Origin of the sequence: Coleofasciculus sp. G3-WIS-01 (assembly GCF_040223135.1) — a bacterium.
Taxonomy (GTDB): Bacteria; Cyanobacteriota; Cyanobacteriia; order Cyanobacteriales; family Coleofasciculaceae; genus Coleofasciculus.
Genome location: NZ_JAVJZI010000019.1, coordinates 82,718 through 99,341 on the forward strand (window position 1 = coordinate 82,718; position 16,624 = coordinate 99,341).

General features: G+C 46.4%; 10 protein-coding genes and 3 pseudogenes. 4 read left to right on the forward strand and 9 right to left on the reverse strand.

The features are described from left to right. The first annotated feature begins 169 nt into the window (after window positions 1-169). The 3 genes from RIM23_RS02085 (at window position 170) to RIM23_RS02095 (ending at window position 5,062) form a co-directional block, all read left to right on the forward strand. Entirely contained in the window at window positions 170-1,411 is a 1,242-nt protein-coding gene (locus RIM23_RS02085; protein ID WP_446364028.1) for a pentapeptide repeat-containing protein, read from the forward strand. 134 nt (window positions 1,412-1,545) lie between these two features. Continuing rightward, a complete protein-coding gene (locus tag RIM23_RS02090) occupies window positions 1,546-3,915 on the forward strand; it encodes a transglycosylase SLT domain-containing protein (protein ID WP_446364030.1) in 2,370 nt (789 codons plus the stop codon). Window positions 3,916-4,081: 166 nt separating this feature from the next. Next, window positions 4,082-5,062 (forward strand): ABC transporter ATP-binding protein, encoded by a 981-nt coding sequence (locus tag RIM23_RS02095; protein ID WP_446364032.1) that lies wholly within the window; start codon window positions 4,082-4,084, stop codon window positions 5,060-5,062. 70 nt (window positions 5,063-5,132) lie between these two features. Here RIM23_RS02095 and RIM23_RS02100 read toward each other — a convergent pair whose 3' ends face one another. Next, entirely contained in the window at window positions 5,133-5,423 is a 291-nt protein-coding gene (locus RIM23_RS02100) for a hypothetical protein (protein WP_446364036.1), read from the reverse strand. 136 nt (window positions 5,424-5,559) lie between these two features. On the opposite strand from RIM23_RS02100, the gene ilvB reads away from it, so the two are divergent. Beyond that, on the forward strand, window positions 5,560-7,419 hold the full coding sequence (gene ilvB, locus RIM23_RS02105; RefSeq protein WP_446364038.1) for a biosynthetic-type acetolactate synthase large subunit: 1,860 nt from the start codon (window positions 5,560-5,562) through the stop codon (window positions 7,417-7,419). A gap of 526 nt (window positions 7,420-7,945) precedes the next feature. Here ilvB and RIM23_RS02110 read toward each other — a convergent pair. The 8 genes and pseudogenes from RIM23_RS02110 to RIM23_RS02145 all read right to left on the reverse strand — a co-directional run. Continuing rightward, complete coding sequence (locus tag RIM23_RS02110; protein ID WP_446364040.1) at window positions 7,946-8,383, reverse strand: hypothetical protein; 438 nt, start codon at window positions 8,381-8,383, stop codon at window positions 7,946-7,948. Between the two features lie 202 nt (window positions 8,384-8,585). Beyond that, window positions 8,586-11,936, reverse strand: coding sequence for an ATP-binding protein (locus RIM23_RS02115; RefSeq protein WP_446364042.1), 3,351 nt, complete (start codon window positions 11,934-11,936; stop codon window positions 8,586-8,588). A 226-nt stretch (window positions 11,937-12,162) separates the two neighbouring features. Beyond that, window positions 12,163-12,555, reverse strand: a pseudogene (locus RIM23_RS02120) (sodium:solute symporter family transporter); the annotation flags it as partial. Between the two features lie 68 nt (window positions 12,556-12,623). Continuing rightward, the gene (locus RIM23_RS02125; protein WP_446364044.1) at window positions 12,624-14,126 is read right to left on the reverse strand and encodes a peptidoglycan-binding domain-containing protein; all 1,503 of its coding nucleotides are present in this window, start codon (window positions 14,124-14,126) and stop codon (window positions 12,624-12,626) included. Window positions 14,127-14,494: 368 nt separating this feature from the next. Beyond that, on the reverse strand, window positions 14,495-15,427 hold the full coding sequence (hypB, locus tag RIM23_RS02130) for a hydrogenase nickel incorporation protein HypB (RefSeq protein WP_446364046.1): 933 nt from the start codon (window positions 15,425-15,427) through the stop codon (window positions 14,495-14,497). After that, window positions 15,418-15,756: a hydrogenase maturation nickel metallochaperone HypA/HybF gene (locus RIM23_RS02135; protein WP_446364052.1), complete on the reverse strand. Its 339-nt coding sequence runs from the start codon at window positions 15,754-15,756 to the stop codon at window positions 15,418-15,420. The genes hypB and RIM23_RS02135 overlap by 10 nt, the downstream gene beginning before the upstream one ends. A 278-nt stretch (window positions 15,757-16,034) precedes the next feature. Continuing rightward, window positions 16,035-16,484 (reverse strand): annotated as a pseudogene (locus RIM23_RS02140) (hypothetical protein); the annotation flags it as partial. After that, window positions 16,441-16,624, reverse strand: a pseudogene (locus RIM23_RS02145) (glycosyltransferase); the annotation flags it as partial. The pseudogenes RIM23_RS02140 and RIM23_RS02145, both read right to left, overlap by 44 nt.

The window sequence follows — 16,624 nt, forward strand, 5'->3', positions numbered from 1 at the left end:
CCTCTGCCAATCCGCGTCTTCTCGAAGTAAGGCGCGGTTCATGAATTGTTCCACCAAATGCTTTATTCTACAGCATAAGAGTTGGTCAAGTCGAACTGTTGCTAAATACAATTTTCTGTACCACCAACGCCCATTGTCTTATAGTTGCCCCATCCGTTCGGAGGTTATAATGGCTCAGGACTACTCCGGTCAAAACCTGCAAGGTCGCTCGTTTCGAGGTAGAACTGACTTAGCCAGTGCTAACTTCAGCCACGCCGACATCCGAGGCACAGATTTTACCAATGCTATCCTGACGGGGGCAAATTTTAGCTATTGCCAAGCGGGATTGCAGCAACATTGGGCAACGATTCTCTTGCTGGTGGCTTTATTTCTATCGACGCTATCTGGTTTTATTTCCGCCTGGGCGGGTGTGATCACTGGCGCTGCGCTGATTAGTGAGAACCTAATCGAAATCTTAGCCGGTGTGTTTATTCTCATCGCTTTGGGTGTTTTTGTGAGCATGACGATTCGCCAAGGGCTGATTATGGCATTAGGGGTTTGGGTTGTGGCAATTGTGGTGGCGGCAATGGTGGCAGTTCTAACCGGAGCTACAGCGGTTGCCGTAACCGTAGTAGTTGCCAGTGCTGGAGCCGTCGCGGCGGCTATGGCGATGGCAGTCGTGGCAGCAGGAGCAGCAGCCGGTGCTGTCGCCGCTGCTAGTGCTGTGGCAGTCGTTGCGGCTGGAGCTGGTGTTGTCGCCGCCGCCGGTGCTGTAGTCGTGGTTACGGCTGGGGCATCTGTGGCAGCAGCAACCAGCGCTGCAACGGTGGCGGTGATTGTGGCGGTAGGCGTGGCTGGACTTTCTGCCTATGTAAGCTGGCGAGCCTTAATTGGGGATAAAAACTATGCTTTCATTCGTCGGATTGCAGTTGCCTTTGCCGCGATTGGGGGGACAAATTTTCAGGGTGCCGATTTAACGGAAGCGGATTTCACCCAAGCGCTGCTCAAAAGCACAAATTTTAGACAAGCGAAGGTGACGCGAACCTGCTGGTTTCAAGCGAAAAAACTAGAACTCTCCCGCGTGGGAACAACCTATTTGGAGCACCCGAAAATCCGGCAATTAGTCGTTACAGGTGAAGGACAGGAAAAAAACTTCGACAATCTTTGCTTGCCCGAAACGAATCTGCGGGGGGCTAATTTAGTGGCGGCGAGTTTCGTCAATAGCGATCTTAGCTGTGCCAATTTGCAGTCGGCTAACTTAAAGGGGGCGAAGCTAAAAAACACAAATTTAGATGGCACAGATTTAATTGGGGCTTGTCTGGTGGGCGCTTATATTGAAGAATGGAAGATCACAAGGAAAACCAAATTTGATCGGGTGCAGCGTCAGTATATCGTTCGACGATTGGGTCTGAAAAAACGACCAAAACGCTAACCCCCATCCAGAAACGGTTCGGGAAAATTTCCCAAGGGATCAATCCACCCAACTTACAGTCAGACCGGGCAATGCCATCGTGTTCTGTGATCTTCACCCAGATCTAAGATAGATGTGCGTCAGCAGGAGGTTCTATGAGAAAAAGACGCGAGATTTTCGCCCCCCACAGCCGTTCAAGGCAAAGACAACGAAGACGACAAATCGCTCTAGTCGCTGGAGTCGGACTCGTTGCTCTCATCTGGGGAGGAACGCTTATAGGAGGTGAGTATACCAGGAGTCTCGGTCAATTGACCATCTGGCTGCCTTTTGTGGAGCATAACTCCTTTAGCCCAGAAAAACAGAGTAACACAGCGGTTTTGCGACTCGCGTCCTGGAGTGTGAACCAGCGCCGAGGTAAACTCGAAGTGATCGCACAAGGAAAACGTTCCATCGATAGGTCTCGTGCACGTTATCTTTTGGCAGGGGATTTAATTGAGCAAGGCAAGGGCAAGGAGGCGCTGCGTTGGTTAGAGGGCTTGGAGTTGGACTATCCTGTACTCGGCGGCTATATTGCAGTTAAACGCGCCCAAGCTTACGAACTGATGGGCGAGAAAATCAAAGCCTTAACCGAATGGCAAAACCTGCTGCAACGCTACGCGGATCAGCCCGTTGCGGCTTATGCTCTTTATGCTATTTTCTCCCAAGATTCAACCTATCAGGACGACGAGATTAAATCTTTGTCCGCCAATCTGGGTTGGCTGGAGAAAATCCAGCAGATTTATGAACCACCCGCCGACGATCCCAAATACTGGGACAAGGCAATCGCTAACTATCCGTCTCATCCGCTGATTCTAGAATTAGCACGGCAGCGCCTCCAAGACAATCCAGATCAGCCTGAGTTGATGCTGCTTTTGGCTCGCTATGCCTTTGACACCCCAGAGGTCACTTCAGATATCACGCCTATCCTAGACCAATTGGTGGGAAACTACAGTAGAGCAGTTGACTCCGATGATCAACCCCTAATTAAACCCGATGACTGGCAAATGATCGCGGTGGGCTACTGGCGAGACCGGAAATATGGGCAAGCTAGTGCGGCTTATGCCAAAGCTGCCAAGACTTCCAAAAATGCCTATTTAGTAGCCAGAGCTCTTAAATTCGCCCAGAAGTACGCGGAAGCAAAACAGGCATACAAACAGATGGTGCGTGATTTTCCCGACGCCAAGGAAACACCCGCCGCCCTGATTGAACTGGCGCAACTGGAACCGGATATTGAGGCAGTTCCCTATCTGGACGAAGTCGTTGAGCGCTTCCCCGAACGCGCCGGTGAAGCCCTTTTGGTTAAAGCTGAAACCCTGGAACGCCTAGGTAGTGATAAAGCCGCCGAGCAAGCGCGAAAACAATTGATCGATGACTATGGCGATTCCGACGCCGCCGCCGCCTACCGCTGGCAAGTCGCGCGGTTGCACGCTAAATCTGGCAATGTAGAGGCAGCTTGGGAATGGGCAAAACCAATTACCACGGAAAATCCTCATCGCTTCCTGGCACGTCAGGCTGGCTTTTGGGTGGGCAAATGGGCAAGGGAATTGGGACGCCGACAGGATGCCCAAACCGCATTCGAGGAGGTGATTACCAATCACCCCCAGTCTTACTATGCATGGCGCTCTGCTGTACAGCTAGGTTGGGATGTGGGCGACTTTAAAACAGTCCGTCAACTTGATCCGAAATTGGTTCTGCCGGAAACCCGACCCGTACTACCTGTGGGTTCAGCCGCTCTCAAGGAACTCTATTTACTCGGGTCTGACCAAGATGCTTGGATACTTTGGAAAGCCGAATTCCAAAATCGCCTAGAACCCACCTTCGCCGAGCAGTTTACCGATGGCTTGGTGCAGTTGGGGATAGGAGATTACCTGAGTGGCATTGCTACCATTGCCAGCTTAGAAGATCGGGAGACACCCGAAGAACAAGCTCAGTACCAAGACTTGCGGGAAAAATTCACCTACTGGCAAGCGCTCTACCCATTTCCTTTCTCAGACGAGATTGCCACCTATTCCCAAAAGCGTGAACTCAATCCTCTATTAGTGACTGCCCTGATTCGCCAAGAATCTCGCTTTGAACCCGATATTCGTTCGGGCGCTGGTGCTGTGGGTTTAATGCAGATGATGCCCAGTACCGGGGCGTGGGCGGCAGAAAATATTGATATGGAGGATTATTCTCTGGAAAATCCAGACGATAACATTAAATTGGGAACCTGGTTTCTGCGACAAGTTCACCAATCTTACAACGACAACTCCTTACTTGCGATCGCGAGTTACAACGCCGGTCAAGGGAATTTGGCAAAATGGCTGCGACAACAAAGCGCTGGTGATCCTGATGAGTTTGTCGAATCCATTCCCTTTGATGAAACCAGAGACTATGTGAAGCAGGTGTTTGGTAACTATTGGAATTATTTACGGCTGTACGATCCCAAAGTTGCCGAGCAAGTCGCCCAACATTCTCAGAGTCAGTCAACGGCAATGCATCGGTAAGGGAGTAGGGGAGAGCAGGGGAAGCAATGTAGAGACGTGCCATGGCACGTCTGGGAGCTGGGAGAGCAAAAATTCAATTAATGCTTACGCTGTGTACCAGAAACAGCAATATACTGATACAGTTATAACGATAGAACTGTCAATTATGTAATTCAATTAACAGGGAATGGATTCGACTGCTGATTTGCCAGGGGCATTGACTACCCTTGACCAGAGTCCAGTCGTCGCGACTTCTGAGCTCAGGAAAGTTTATCGCACTGGCTTTTGGCTGAATCAAAAAATTGAATCACTCAAAAGTTGCTCTCTCTCCGTTGAGCCGGGAGAGACATTTGGCTTGCTCGGTCCCAACGGGGCAGGGAAAACGACGCTATTGAAAATTTTACTCGGCATTGTCCGTCCCACCTCTGGACGGGGTTGGCTGATGGGAAAACCCATTGGCGATCGCCAGGTGAAGCAGCGAATCGGTTATTTGCCGGAAAACCCCTATTTCTACGACTATCTGACAGGCTGGGAATTCTTGCAACTGACTGCCGGATTGTTTCAAATCCCCAAAAGTCGTCAACGTCAACGCATTCCCCAGTTGCTGGAATTAGTCGGATTATCGAAGTCGGCGGCGAAAAAAAAGCAGTTGCGACAGTATTCTAAAGGAATGCTCCAGCGCGTCGGCATGGCACAAGCCCTGATCAATGACCCTGATGTGGTATTTCTGGATGAGCCGATGTCAGGACTTGATCCCATGGGACGCTATCAGATCCGGGAAATTATTCTCTCACTTAAGCAGCAAGGTAAAACCATTTTCTTCAATAGCCATGTTTTATCCGATGTCGAGAAGATTTGCGATCGCGTGGCGATTCTGGCGGAGGGAGAGTTAATTTGTATGGGCACCCTGGATGAACTCTTGGGTGTGGCGACTCATTACCAAGTTCGCGGCAAAGGCGGTAACATCGACATTCTCCAACGCTGGGTTAAAGAACTGGCATTCGAGGAAGATAGCTGGTACGGTGAACTCAAAGGTGAACCCCAAGAATTTATTGCCAGTCTGCGCCTGATGGGGGCGCAATTAATTGAGATCACCCTAGCACGTTCCTCTCTAGAGGAATTTTTCATGCAGCAGTTACATCAGAGGGGAATTCAATCAAGTCACTAATAGCTGAGGGAGATGAGGGAGCAGATGCATTCGTAGGGGCGAAGCATTCGCGCCCAAATCTATCGGTTTTCTATTCAAATTTCAACGCGAATGCTTCGCCCAATGACCAATGACCAATGACCAATGACCAATGACCAATGACCAATGACCAATGACCAATGACCAATGACCAATGACCAATGACCAATGACCAATGACCAATGATCAATGACCAATGACCAATGACCAATGACCAATGACCAATGACCAATGACCAATGACCAATGACCAATGACCAATGACCAATGACCAATGACCAATGACCAATGACCAATGACCAATGACCAATGACCAATGACGAATGACCAATGACGAATGACAACTAGACAGTGATCCTAAATTTGTTTTACACTCATAGGTTACTTCCTCGATTAAGATCTACCATAGGTCGGGTGAACCTATTGTCAGGATATACAAAACTCATAGAAAAACCGTTAATCATTTAGTGAGGGTATCTGGTGCGTTACCAAAGTATCTCTAAAAAAGAAGTCAAACAAAAAACCGTTACTCGTCGCACAGGTGCTTACGCCCTGATGGACAGTCTGAAGCGTCATGGGGTTGACCATATTTTTGGCTATCCCGGTGGTGCGATTCTGCCAATTTACGATGAATTGTATCAGTGGGAAGAGCGAGGGGAAATTCAGCATATCCTAGTTCGCCATGAACAAGGTGCTGCCCACGCGGCTGATGGGTATGCTCGGGCGACAGGAAAAGCGGGTGTCTGTTTTGGTACATCGGGTCCTGGGGCGACAAACCTGGTGACGGGGATTGCTACCGCCCACATGGACTCGATTCCCTTGGTGGTGATTACCGGACAGGTGGCACGGGCGGCGATTGGTTCGGATGCGTTCCAAGAAACAGATATTTTTGGCATTACACTGCCGATTGTGAAGCATTCTTATGTGGTGCGTGACCCCCGTGATATGGCATGGATTGTAGCCGAAGCGTTCCATATTGCCAATACTGGTCGTCCGGGTCCGGTTTTAATTGATATACCCAAGGATGTAGGCTTAGAAGAATTTGACTATACCCCCGTTGACCCAGGTATGGTTAAGTTGACGGGGTATCGTCCTACGGTTAAGGGAAATCCCCGGCAAATTAATCAGGCATTGCATCTGATCCGAGAGTCCCAGCAACCTTTACTTTATATCGGGGGCGGTGCGATTACTGCCAATGCCCATGATCAAGTTAAGCAATTGGCAGAAACGTTCCAAATTCCCGTCACGACGACGCTGATGGGGAAAGGGGCATTTGATGAATCCCATCCGTTGTCTGTGGGGATGTTGGGTATGCATGGCACGGCTTATGCTAACTTTGCCGTGAGTGAATGTGATTTATTGATTGCCGTCGGTGCGCGGTTCGATGATCGCGTCACCGGGAAGCTGGATCAGTTTGCTTGCCATGCTAAGGTGATTCATATCGATATTGACCCGGCGGAAGTGGGCAAAAACCGCGCCCCTCAAGTCCCGATTGTGGGCGATGTGCAGCAGGTTTTGGCTGAGTTATTACGGCGCTGTCAGGAACAGGGAATTTCGACTGAACCTAACCAGACTCAGCCATGGCTTAACCGGATTCAACGTTGGCGTCAAGAGTATCCTTTGGAAGCGCCGCAGTATCCAGATAGTATTTCGCCTCAAGCGGTGATTGTGGAGTTGGATCGCCAAGCCCCTGATGCTTATTACACCACGGATGTGGGTCAACATCAGATGTGGGCAGCACAATTTCTGAAGACGGGACCACGCCGTTGGATTTCCAGTGCGGGTTTAGGCACGATGGGCTATGGTGTCCCCGCTGCTATGGGCGTAAAGGTTGCCCTACCCGATCAGCAAGTGGTTTGTGTGGCGGGCGATGCTTCGGTACAAATGAATATTCAGGAGCTGGGGACTTTATCACAGTATGGCATTAATGTCAAGACGGTGATCATTAACAACGGCTGGCAAGGAATGGTGCGCCAGTGGCAAGAGGCGTTTTATGGACAGCGGTATTCGTCCTCGAATATGGAAATAGGAATGCCGGATTTTGCCGTTCTGGCTCAAGCTTATGGGATCAAGGGCATGGTGGTGAAGCATCGAGACGAACTCAAGGACGCGATCGCTCAAATGTTAGCTTATGATGGTCCGGTGCTGCTGGATGTCCACGTCACCAAGAATGAGAATTGCTATCCGATGGTTGCACCGGGTAAGAGTAATGCCCAAATGATTGGATTGCCAGAACGCAGTCAGCCGGAACAGATAGCAGAGGTAGTCGATTGCAGTAACTGTGGTACTCAGAATCAGACTACGAATCATTTCTGCCCAGTTTGTGGGACGAAACTGTAATCAACAATTATTGGAAAATTGGATAGTTAAAAAGTCTCCTGCGGTTGTAGGGGGCTTTTTTGATGCTGTTTTCTTGATTATGGGGATGATATCAAATCCGGGTTAGCCACCCCCTTTATAATCTAGTCCGCGCAGGCGGACGAAAGTTTGTGTAGCAGCGATTTCAATCGCCTCCTCTTGCATGGGGTTTCCAAGGTGGATTTGGTATGATTTCAGGATTCTACAATCCACAATTTGCTTGTCTAATATAAGGTGGTATAATTATAATAATAAATTAATCTTATAGTGATAGGAAAGCCTTCCAAGTCACCTTGGAAGGCTGTGTCGTTCATTATCGAAAGGAATCTCAACTCCTCTATATCAGCATAATCCCTATCTGTGACAGGCTTGTCACAACGCTATGACAAGCTTGCGATCGCGTAATGTTGCTGAATATCTCTAATTCCCTTGTAGTCAAGGCTTCAACCCTTCTGACCTTCATTAGAGGGATCAGGCTCCCCGTCTTTATCGGGCGGGGAGTGTCAAGCTAATAGTCCTCAAATTCAATAGAATCGAGCAGGCTAATACTGATTGGGGAGACTTTCTGAGTCATTTCCGGGGAATTTGAGAATGATACATTCTCAATATATGTATCATTCTCAATATAGAGATAGTCGCACTGGGGAGAAGGTGGATGGGTTCGTGTAGGCGTACTGTCTTGCTGATCTCCTTGTTGCTCTAGAATAGAACGATGGTAAGTAAGCCAGCCCTGGTTAACTTGTTGGATATGGCGCAGTTCATGTTTATTGGCGGTAAACAACCAATGTCCATCCGAATCAAAGGCAAACACACTGGCTAGATGACAGTGACAGGATTCGTAATATCTCAGACAACTCCCAGACGCAGAACATTGACTCTCGAAAAAAGGACAGTGTATTGTCGAACAAACGTTAATTGTGGCTTGTGAGCCGATGGTAACTTTCATAGATTCACCCCCCTATGTTTTGGCTGAAGCAAAACTCTCCAGCTCTTGAGATGTGATGCTGTATACTTCAATGATATTTTCTGCTCTAGGCAATTGAACACCGCAAATCCCCGGAAATTACCCTAGGCTTTCCAAAAACAGGTTAGGGATCTATGGGAAGGTAGCAGGGGTGCAGGGGGAAAAATCAAAGCCTCTCTCCTAACTAACGAATAATAATATCCACCTCCGAGACTCCCGATCGCTCAGCTTGCTGACAACGCTCCTGATAAAATTGAACCACGCGATCGCGATCGTCCCATTGCCACAGTTGAGTGAAAACCAGCTGCGCTTTGGTATACTCTTTCTCCACATACAGATGCACCCCCCGTTCAAACTCCGTCCGAGTTTGTCGCTTTAGTTCAATCAGCGGCGGCGGGTTACTATCAAACACCTCAAAGATAGCGATAGGTTGGCGTTTTCCTTTCACCGTCACTCGACCCAAGAAACGATAACTATAATGGTGAGCATTTGTCAAACTATTTAACGTTTCTTCGCTAATTAAAATCTCCACCCCAAAAATCTTAGTTAACCCCTCCAAACGCGATGCCAAATTTACCGCATCTGCAATCACTGTCGTATCCATCCGCTGAGACTCACCCACCGTTCCCAACATCAAACTCCCCGTATGCAAACCAATACCAATCGCAATCGGTTCATACCCACAGGTTTGACGGTTAGCATTATACAAACCGACTTGCTTTTGCATCTCAATTGCCGCCTGTAGTGCATCATCAGCCATCTGGGGAAATAATGCCATCACAGCATCCCCAATATATTTATCAATAAACCCGCGATAATGGCGAATTACTGGACCCACGCGACTCAAATACGAATTCAGAAAGTCAAAATTTTCTTTCGGTGACAATTGTTCCGACAGACTGGTAAACGAACGAATATCGGCAAATAAAATAGACATTTCTTTTTGCACCTGATCCCCTAATTGCACATCCACAATACTTTCTCGTTCCAAAAATTGCAGAAACTCATAAGGGACAAACCTTCCGTAAGCGGCATTGATTTTGGCTAAACGAAGATGGGTTTTAATTCTGGCTAAAAGTTCATTCTTTAACACAGGCTTAGTTAAATAGTCATTCGCGCCAACCGCAAACCCCTCTACTAAATCAGAAATCTGATTTTTCGCCGTTAACAAGACAATCGGTAGTTCATTGGGCAGAAATTGTTCCCGCAGTTTTTTACACAGTTCATACCCCGTCATTTGCGGCATCATTATATCCAGTAAAATCAGATCGGGTTTGAAGCCTAAGCGAATCAACTCTAACGCCTCCAAAGCACTAGACGCTTGAGTAATCCCATAATTTTCCAACGACAGATGATTGACAATTACCTGGAGATTCGTTGGTTCATCATCCACAATTAAAATGTGGAATGTCCCCTCTGGAATAACAACAGCATCTTGAGCGATAAGAATACGATCAGGGCTAACCGTTCGCGGCGTATAATCTTGAACCTTAGACAGTTCTAAGGAAGGTTGATTCTCAACTCTCCCCTGAGATAAAGGCAGAGTAAATGTAAATCGTGACCCCACTCCTACCGTAGATTCAACCTTTATTATACCGCCGTGAAGTTCAACCAATTGTTTTGTAATTGCCAAACCCAATCCCGTTCCCCCATAGTGGCGAGCAATTGAGCCATCGGCTTGTTCAAAGGATTCAAAAATGCGATCAATTTTGTCTGGTGGAATACCAATTCCCGTATCAATCAAATGAATTTCCAGAATGTCATTGACTGGCGTAGCTGAGACTTCAATTGTTCCCTGTTCCGTAAACTTAATCGCATTACTCACCAAGTTGTATAAAATCTGCTGCACGCGGTTTTCATCAGCATCAACAGGGGGAATCTCTGGATTAATGCTATTGACTAACTCGATCGGTTTCTTACCCACTAACGGTTGAGAAATGGTTAAGATAACATGGGTAACTTCTCGAATTCCGATGGGTTTTATATTCAGGTTCAGGTTATGGTGTTTGAGTTGGGATAAATCGAGTAAATCATTAACAAGCTGGTGCAATCGCCTACCACTTGACACAATGAGAGACAAGTTAAACTGAGTCGCATCAGATAGGGTTCCCGTCGCTCCATCAATCAACGATTCCGCAATGCCAATAATCCCATTCAGGGGGGTTTTGAGTTCATGAGACGTATTGGCTAAAAATTCATCTTTAAGCTGATCCAGTTGTCGTAATGCAGTATTTTTAGCTTCTAACTCTATGGCATAGTTTTCTAGCAGGTTACGCGCTTGGATAAATTGACGCTCTAACATAACCCCTAAGGTGAGAATAAAAGTTAATGTTCCCCAGGGATAAAGTTTTTGATGCCAGTTTACCCACTCTAGGCGATAAATCAAAATATCATTCATGGCAGATAGGGTGAGCAGACTAAACCCTAATGTAAAGAGTTTAGCTTCAACGTTCCCCGTCAAAGAAATTTGCACCGCCTTGGTTAAAATAATTATCGCACTGGCTAAAAACAAAAATTGAGCCGCAGTGACTGTTTGACTCCAAGAAAAGGTGTGAGTGATGACTAAAGTAAACGCCGCCACGGCATAAGCGAGATGAATTTTCCAAAGATGGCAAATAATAGACTGGCATCTCATTCTAAATATTTCTTGAAAGAAGAGGCAACCACTCACAGGAATCAGATAAAATGATGTATATTCACAGAACCGTAATGCTTCTAGATGATTAATAAAGACAGGGATAAAAAAAGACCGCGATAGCGTGTATATACCTATCATCGCCGTCAAAATACCAAAGTAAAAGTATGATTTTTTTTCTGGGCGACTCAAGGACAATCCGAGGATAATTACTCCTAAGACAAAAAAAATAACACCGAGTAATGAGTCCGTTTGCTGCTGAAAGAAGCGTTTAATTACAGCATTATGATCACCCAGGAAAACGCGATCAAATAAGCCGATATAAATTGAAGTATTTTCTCCAACATACACCCGAAACAAGAGAGTTTGATTCTGGACTTCTGAGTCAAGTTGAACGAGGGGTAATTTATAGTCTGTCAGTATAGCTTGATTAGCAGCATTGAGTGACCATTGACTATAGAGATGTTGATCCTCTAAGTATACATCTAATATATAAGGTACAGCGCCCAAATAGAGAGTCGGGGAGTGCCATTCTCCAGCAGGTAAAGGAACACGCAACCACAGAATCGGGACATTTTTATGGCTTGGTTTTTGGATTTTTCCGGGAAACTGAAATGACTGCCATTGTTCAGGAAATATCTGATTAGGCTTCCCTTCTGAAACCCTGGGTTGTTGTTGAGAAAAATCACCCCAATGATATTGCCATCCCTGAGTGATTTCTAACAGTGACGATGAAACTGGCGCGACGGGAGATTGAGCTGAACCAGATATCGTGTAGACGACTAGGCAGCTGAATAGTGTTAAAATAAATGCACCCAGATACGAGATTCGAGGTTTTTGAGGTAGCAGATGTGAGCGCCATTGCTCCCACCGTTGCTTTATGTGTTCACCCCTAGTCATAGTAGAGTCCCTGTCGTGATTGCTGCTATCCTATTCCTATTGTGAGGCAAGCCGACAGACTTTGGCAGCATCTATACATCTGTGAATCTACTCTTGCGGAGTTGGTTGGCTAACCCGACAAGACAATGGTCTTTATGCCACAATGGAGGGATAAGTAGGTGGGAAAAATTACAGTTAACCCTGGGGATTGTCTTATGTCTTATGTAAGGGTTGGAAATATATTTACTGGTGCGGGGGTGAGGCGAGAAACAATTGCAGTCACGAGAAAATTTAGCACCATTCCCACTGTACCAATACCTTCAGCAGAAACGCCAAAAAACCAGGTTGGCATCTGGTAAAATTTGACGCCAATAATATAGATAGTCGTGAACACTAACCCCACAATCATACCCGCGATCGCGCCTTCTCGGTTAGTCCGCTGAGCAAATATGCCTAAGATAATCACTGGGAAGAAACTAGCGGCGGCTAAGCCAAAGGCAAAGGCGACAACTTGCGCCACAAAACCGGGGGGATTAATGCCAAAATACCCGGCAATGACAATAGCGAATCCCACCATAAATCGACCCACTAATAACCGTTGGGCTTCTGAGGCGTTATGGTTGATAATTCGGTAATAGACAATACATAAAAATTCAGCAATTCAACCCTTGATATAGCGTAGGGTTGGCAATGCCCACCCGCCTTAATTCAACCCAATTCCCCTAACGCCCCTCGACGAATAATTTCCGTCACTTCCGTTGCCATCCTAGCATCCAATTCCACCACCTCACGCTTCGCATCCCTGGGTTCTAAACGCTTTGCCCCCTTTAATGCCATGGTAAACGTCACCAACTCTGGCACACCCATTGTACTTGGTTGAATAAACTGAACCAGCGCCACATAAACCGCTTCCGCCCGATTCCGAATTTGAGTTACACCATTCCCCAGTTTAGAAATAATCACCGGAGAACTAATTTTATCCTGCAAATCTAACATATCTAATGCCACATCAGTTAAACGTGCCGCATCTGCACCCATCGCCCGAATCACCGATTCTAAACTATGCCATTGGGCACCCGGTAATCGTGAAGATTGAGGGATGTGATAATGCCAACCCAACATCGAGATCATTCGAGTTAAATCATAAGCCGTAATCGTATTTTCGCCGCGATGTCGTTCTGATACACCTTTGAGAATAACATTTCGGGGACGCCACCATCCTTGAGGCGGTTGCGTCGATAATTCGGGTTCAGGGATAAACGGTTCTTCGCCATAGCGTCCCGTGAAAATCAAGTCTTGATTTCCAGTCATACTTTTCAGCCAAGTCTCTAACTCAGCAGGAGTCGAAAATTGCTTTAACATTGCGGCTAGGGAGTTGGATGAAGCAATGCGATTGTCGTAGGAGAGAATGTCTCTAAGCACATCATGGAACGAGAATTCTCGGTATTGTCCGCTTAAATTTCTACCTCGAATCAGGCAGTTATCAATATCCGTCTGAAAGGAATTCCTATTGCTGCGAGAGACGATATTGAGAATGGGGATAATTTTACTACTACTCCAAAACTCCGTTTGACTCAGCGCATTTCTGCCTAGCCATTTGGTCTTGAAGTCTCCGTTAACAAAACTGCCGACACAGAGACAGGCTTCAGTAATCTCTGGATGCAAAAAGCTTAAGCCTTGGTCATCAATATCGGGGAGTTGTCCAACGGAGGGGAAAGGTTGGAATTGGGTGGTATCTTTGGTGACTGAAACCAAAGTTTTGCCATCTGGCTTTTGCATCAGACGGGCGGCATAGTCTTTGAGTTGAGTTTTGTAGGGAGAGGTGTCAATTCCTTTATAAAATAGGGCGGGTTCGTCAATGGTTCCCTTAACGGATTCTTTTAAGAAGCTTTGATAAATTGTGTCTTTATTTTTGTCTTTGAGCGAGGGGAGGGGTTTTGGGTTCTCAGGCAGGAGTTTTTGCGCCCATCCTTTGCCAAACTTCTTACTATCCATGTTATTCAGGTAAACCGATTCACAGAACTCGGTCATTGCCTGTTCTGTCTGGTTGCCATAAGCACCATCGAGCCAGGAACCACCGGGATAAAATCCTAAGCGATTCAGTTGGGTTTGGATTTGCTTGACTAATTCTGGATCAGTCTTCAGGGTATCTAAGTGAATTACAATATCGTGATGGATAATATCGGTGAGTTTCATGGGTTGATTTTGCATGGATTGTAACTACCAAAGTTAGGACGATAACCACCGCAACAATTACTACCATTGTCGGTTAATAACTTCCGACTGTCTGTTGAAACTGTTGGGCTTGCGACCATTTTAATTTAACCCTCCTTAGGTTTTCTGGGCGCAAGCCTTGCGCCCCTACAGGTTTGGTGCATTACGCGGTTGAAAAGTGCACCTGACAAGATATGCGATCGCATACCCTAGGCTCAACCCAATCAAAGCGCGATCGCACTCCTTCCCAAAATCAAATCAACAAGCGATCGCGCCATTTTTCTGGTATAGTTTTATCAGGTAAAAATAGATAGACTTATAATCCCAGTCGTTGCGGTTTCAACCGTCCTGCTCTTGAGTGATACTCACGCTAATGGTTGCAAGACTTGAAACTGAGACTTTAACCATTCATACCAACTCTCTAGCCCAACTCCTGTTTTTGCCGAAACCTGAAACACCTGCATCTGAGGATTAACCGTTCTTGCATACTCAATACAGCGTTCCACATCAAACTCTACATAAGGCAACAGGTCAATTTTAGTCAGAATCATCACTTGGCTAGCGCTGAAGATATGAGGATATTTAATCGGCTTATCATCACCCTCCGTTACCGATAAAATCGCCACCTTTGCCTGTTCACCTAAGTCAAATAAGGCGGGACAAACCAGATTACCCACATTCTCAATCATGACCACAGAATTAAGGGGAGGATTGAGTTGAGTGCAACCCCGTTCCACCATCGCCGCTTCCAGATGACACCCCGTTCCCGTATTAATTTGTACGACTTTACACCCCGTTGCTTGAATTTTCTGGGCATCATTCGTCGTCGCTTGATCTCCCTCAATCACATTAATCGGTAATTGTGCCTGTAAATCTTCAATCGTGCGCGTCAACAACGTAGTTTTGCCAGCCCCCGGAGAACTGACTAGATTCAGCGCCAAAATATTACGCCCTTTAAACCATCCCCGATTTTGGGCAGCTATCAGATTATTTTTTCCCAGGATATCCTGTTCAAGAGAGATTGTCGTACCATGAACCTGGGCGTGAACCTGGGAGGCTTCATGGCTGTGATTCCCTGGAGAGTCGTGAGTGTGAGTATGGGTGATGACTCGACCATCGGGCAATGTGTGAGTATGGGAGTGGCTAGAGGTAGAGGAGTGAGTGATAACAGTCCCATCGGGTAGAGTATGGGTATGCATGGGGTCATGACTGTGGTTAGCCATGGCGACAACTTCCCCCGTTTCTGGATTGGTGAGAGTGGTGTCAGCGCCATCGGAACAGCCGCAGGTTACACACATGGTTCGACCTCCATTTCCTTAATTTTCAGTTCTTGACCCGATATTATATCCATTTCCACACTACCGCATTCACAGATACCAAAGGGTTGATCTAGGGGAATGTGGGCATTACAGTGGCGACAGCGACCTATACCCGGAATTTCGATAATATCTAAGGTTGCCCCTTCTAAGGGAGTGTCCTTGCTGCAAACATCAAAACAAAATAGCACCGCATCGGGCATTATTGCGGCTAACTGACCAATTTCCAGGCAAACTCGTCGCACTTTCGCCCCCTTAGCGTGTTCGGTAACGATATCAACGATATTTTGCGTAATTCCCAGTTCGTGCAATGGTTTGTTTCCTGTTCCCTCACATCTATTCTCTTTTAAGCCGAATGTCATTAATTTAAGCCCTGAATTAAAATTCGGGCTCCGAACTAAAACCCGTTTTAACGGGTTGAAAGGCTTAATTTAATTTTACCTCGTTGTGAAGGTTTATCATTCTTGCCCGCCCGACATAAAATCTTAACAGAGGACTAACTGAACCGCTTCTAAAAACCTAGACAAACCTACCCATAAGTAATTCTGCCTTGGTATAAGTCCACGGTGTAACTTTTGGTCGATAACCGTTAACGCTTGCGCTTGGCTGATACCCGGCGTTGTTGCTCGATATCAGCCAAAACCTTCGGCTCCCAGTTAGAGACACTATAGTAATCGTGCCTACGATTGACTACAGGGCATCGACCAATAAAATTATTAAATTGATATAGAGCGCTCCATACGTGCTTTCTCGGATTCACTCCGAGATAGGCGGACACAGAGCGCGGCAATCTCTCACTTAAATTCATTCCTCTTCTAGCAATTGCCAGAGCCGCTGCCACATCAGATGATAGTCCATACATCCGACTATATTTAACCAATCCAATCAAACTCGTGTAAGCTGGATTGCACAAAGAAAGAGTTATTCCTCGGTTGGATAAAATCGATGACAAAATTTGATAAAAACTACTGTATGCCCAGGAAGAAAGCATTCGATCATATTTTTTTCCACGCTCTCGTAATTGAGCTTTCTTTGTCGAACTTTATGAAAATGTCATAATTGGCATCCGGATATAACTCTTGTAATGATTTGAGCAAGAAAGCTGAATAAACCTGCACTCCTCCCTTAAATTCAAAGATATTAGGGAATATGAGATAGAAATGATTGTTTTTTAATGGG

What these genes read in the sequence shown, in the direction of transcription:
- RIM23_RS02125 (WP_446364044.1), bottom strand. Translation starts at nt 14,126, where the DNA reads ATGCAAAATCAACCCATGAAACTCACCGATATTATCCATCACGATATT.
- RIM23_RS02115 (WP_446364042.1), bottom strand. Translation starts at nt 11,936, where the DNA reads ATGACTAGGGGTGAACACATAAAGCAACGGTGGGAGCAATGGCGCTCA.
- hypB (WP_446364046.1), bottom strand. Translation starts at nt 15,427, where the DNA reads ATGTGTGTAACCTGCGGCTGTTCCGATGGCGCTGACACCACTCTCACC.
- RIM23_RS02095 (WP_446364032.1), top strand. Translation starts at nt 4,082, where the DNA reads ATGGATTCGACTGCTGATTTGCCAGGGGCATTGACTACCCTTGACCAG.
- RIM23_RS02090 (WP_446364030.1), top strand. Translation starts at nt 1,546, where the DNA reads ATGAGAAAAAGACGCGAGATTTTCGCCCCCCACAGCCGTTCAAGGCAA.
- RIM23_RS02110 (WP_446364040.1), bottom strand. Translation starts at nt 8,383, where the DNA reads ATGAAAGTTACCATCGGCTCACAAGCCACAATTAACGTTTGTTCGACA.
- RIM23_RS02085 (WP_446364028.1), top strand. Translation starts at nt 170, where the DNA reads ATGGCTCAGGACTACTCCGGTCAAAACCTGCAAGGTCGCTCGTTTCGA.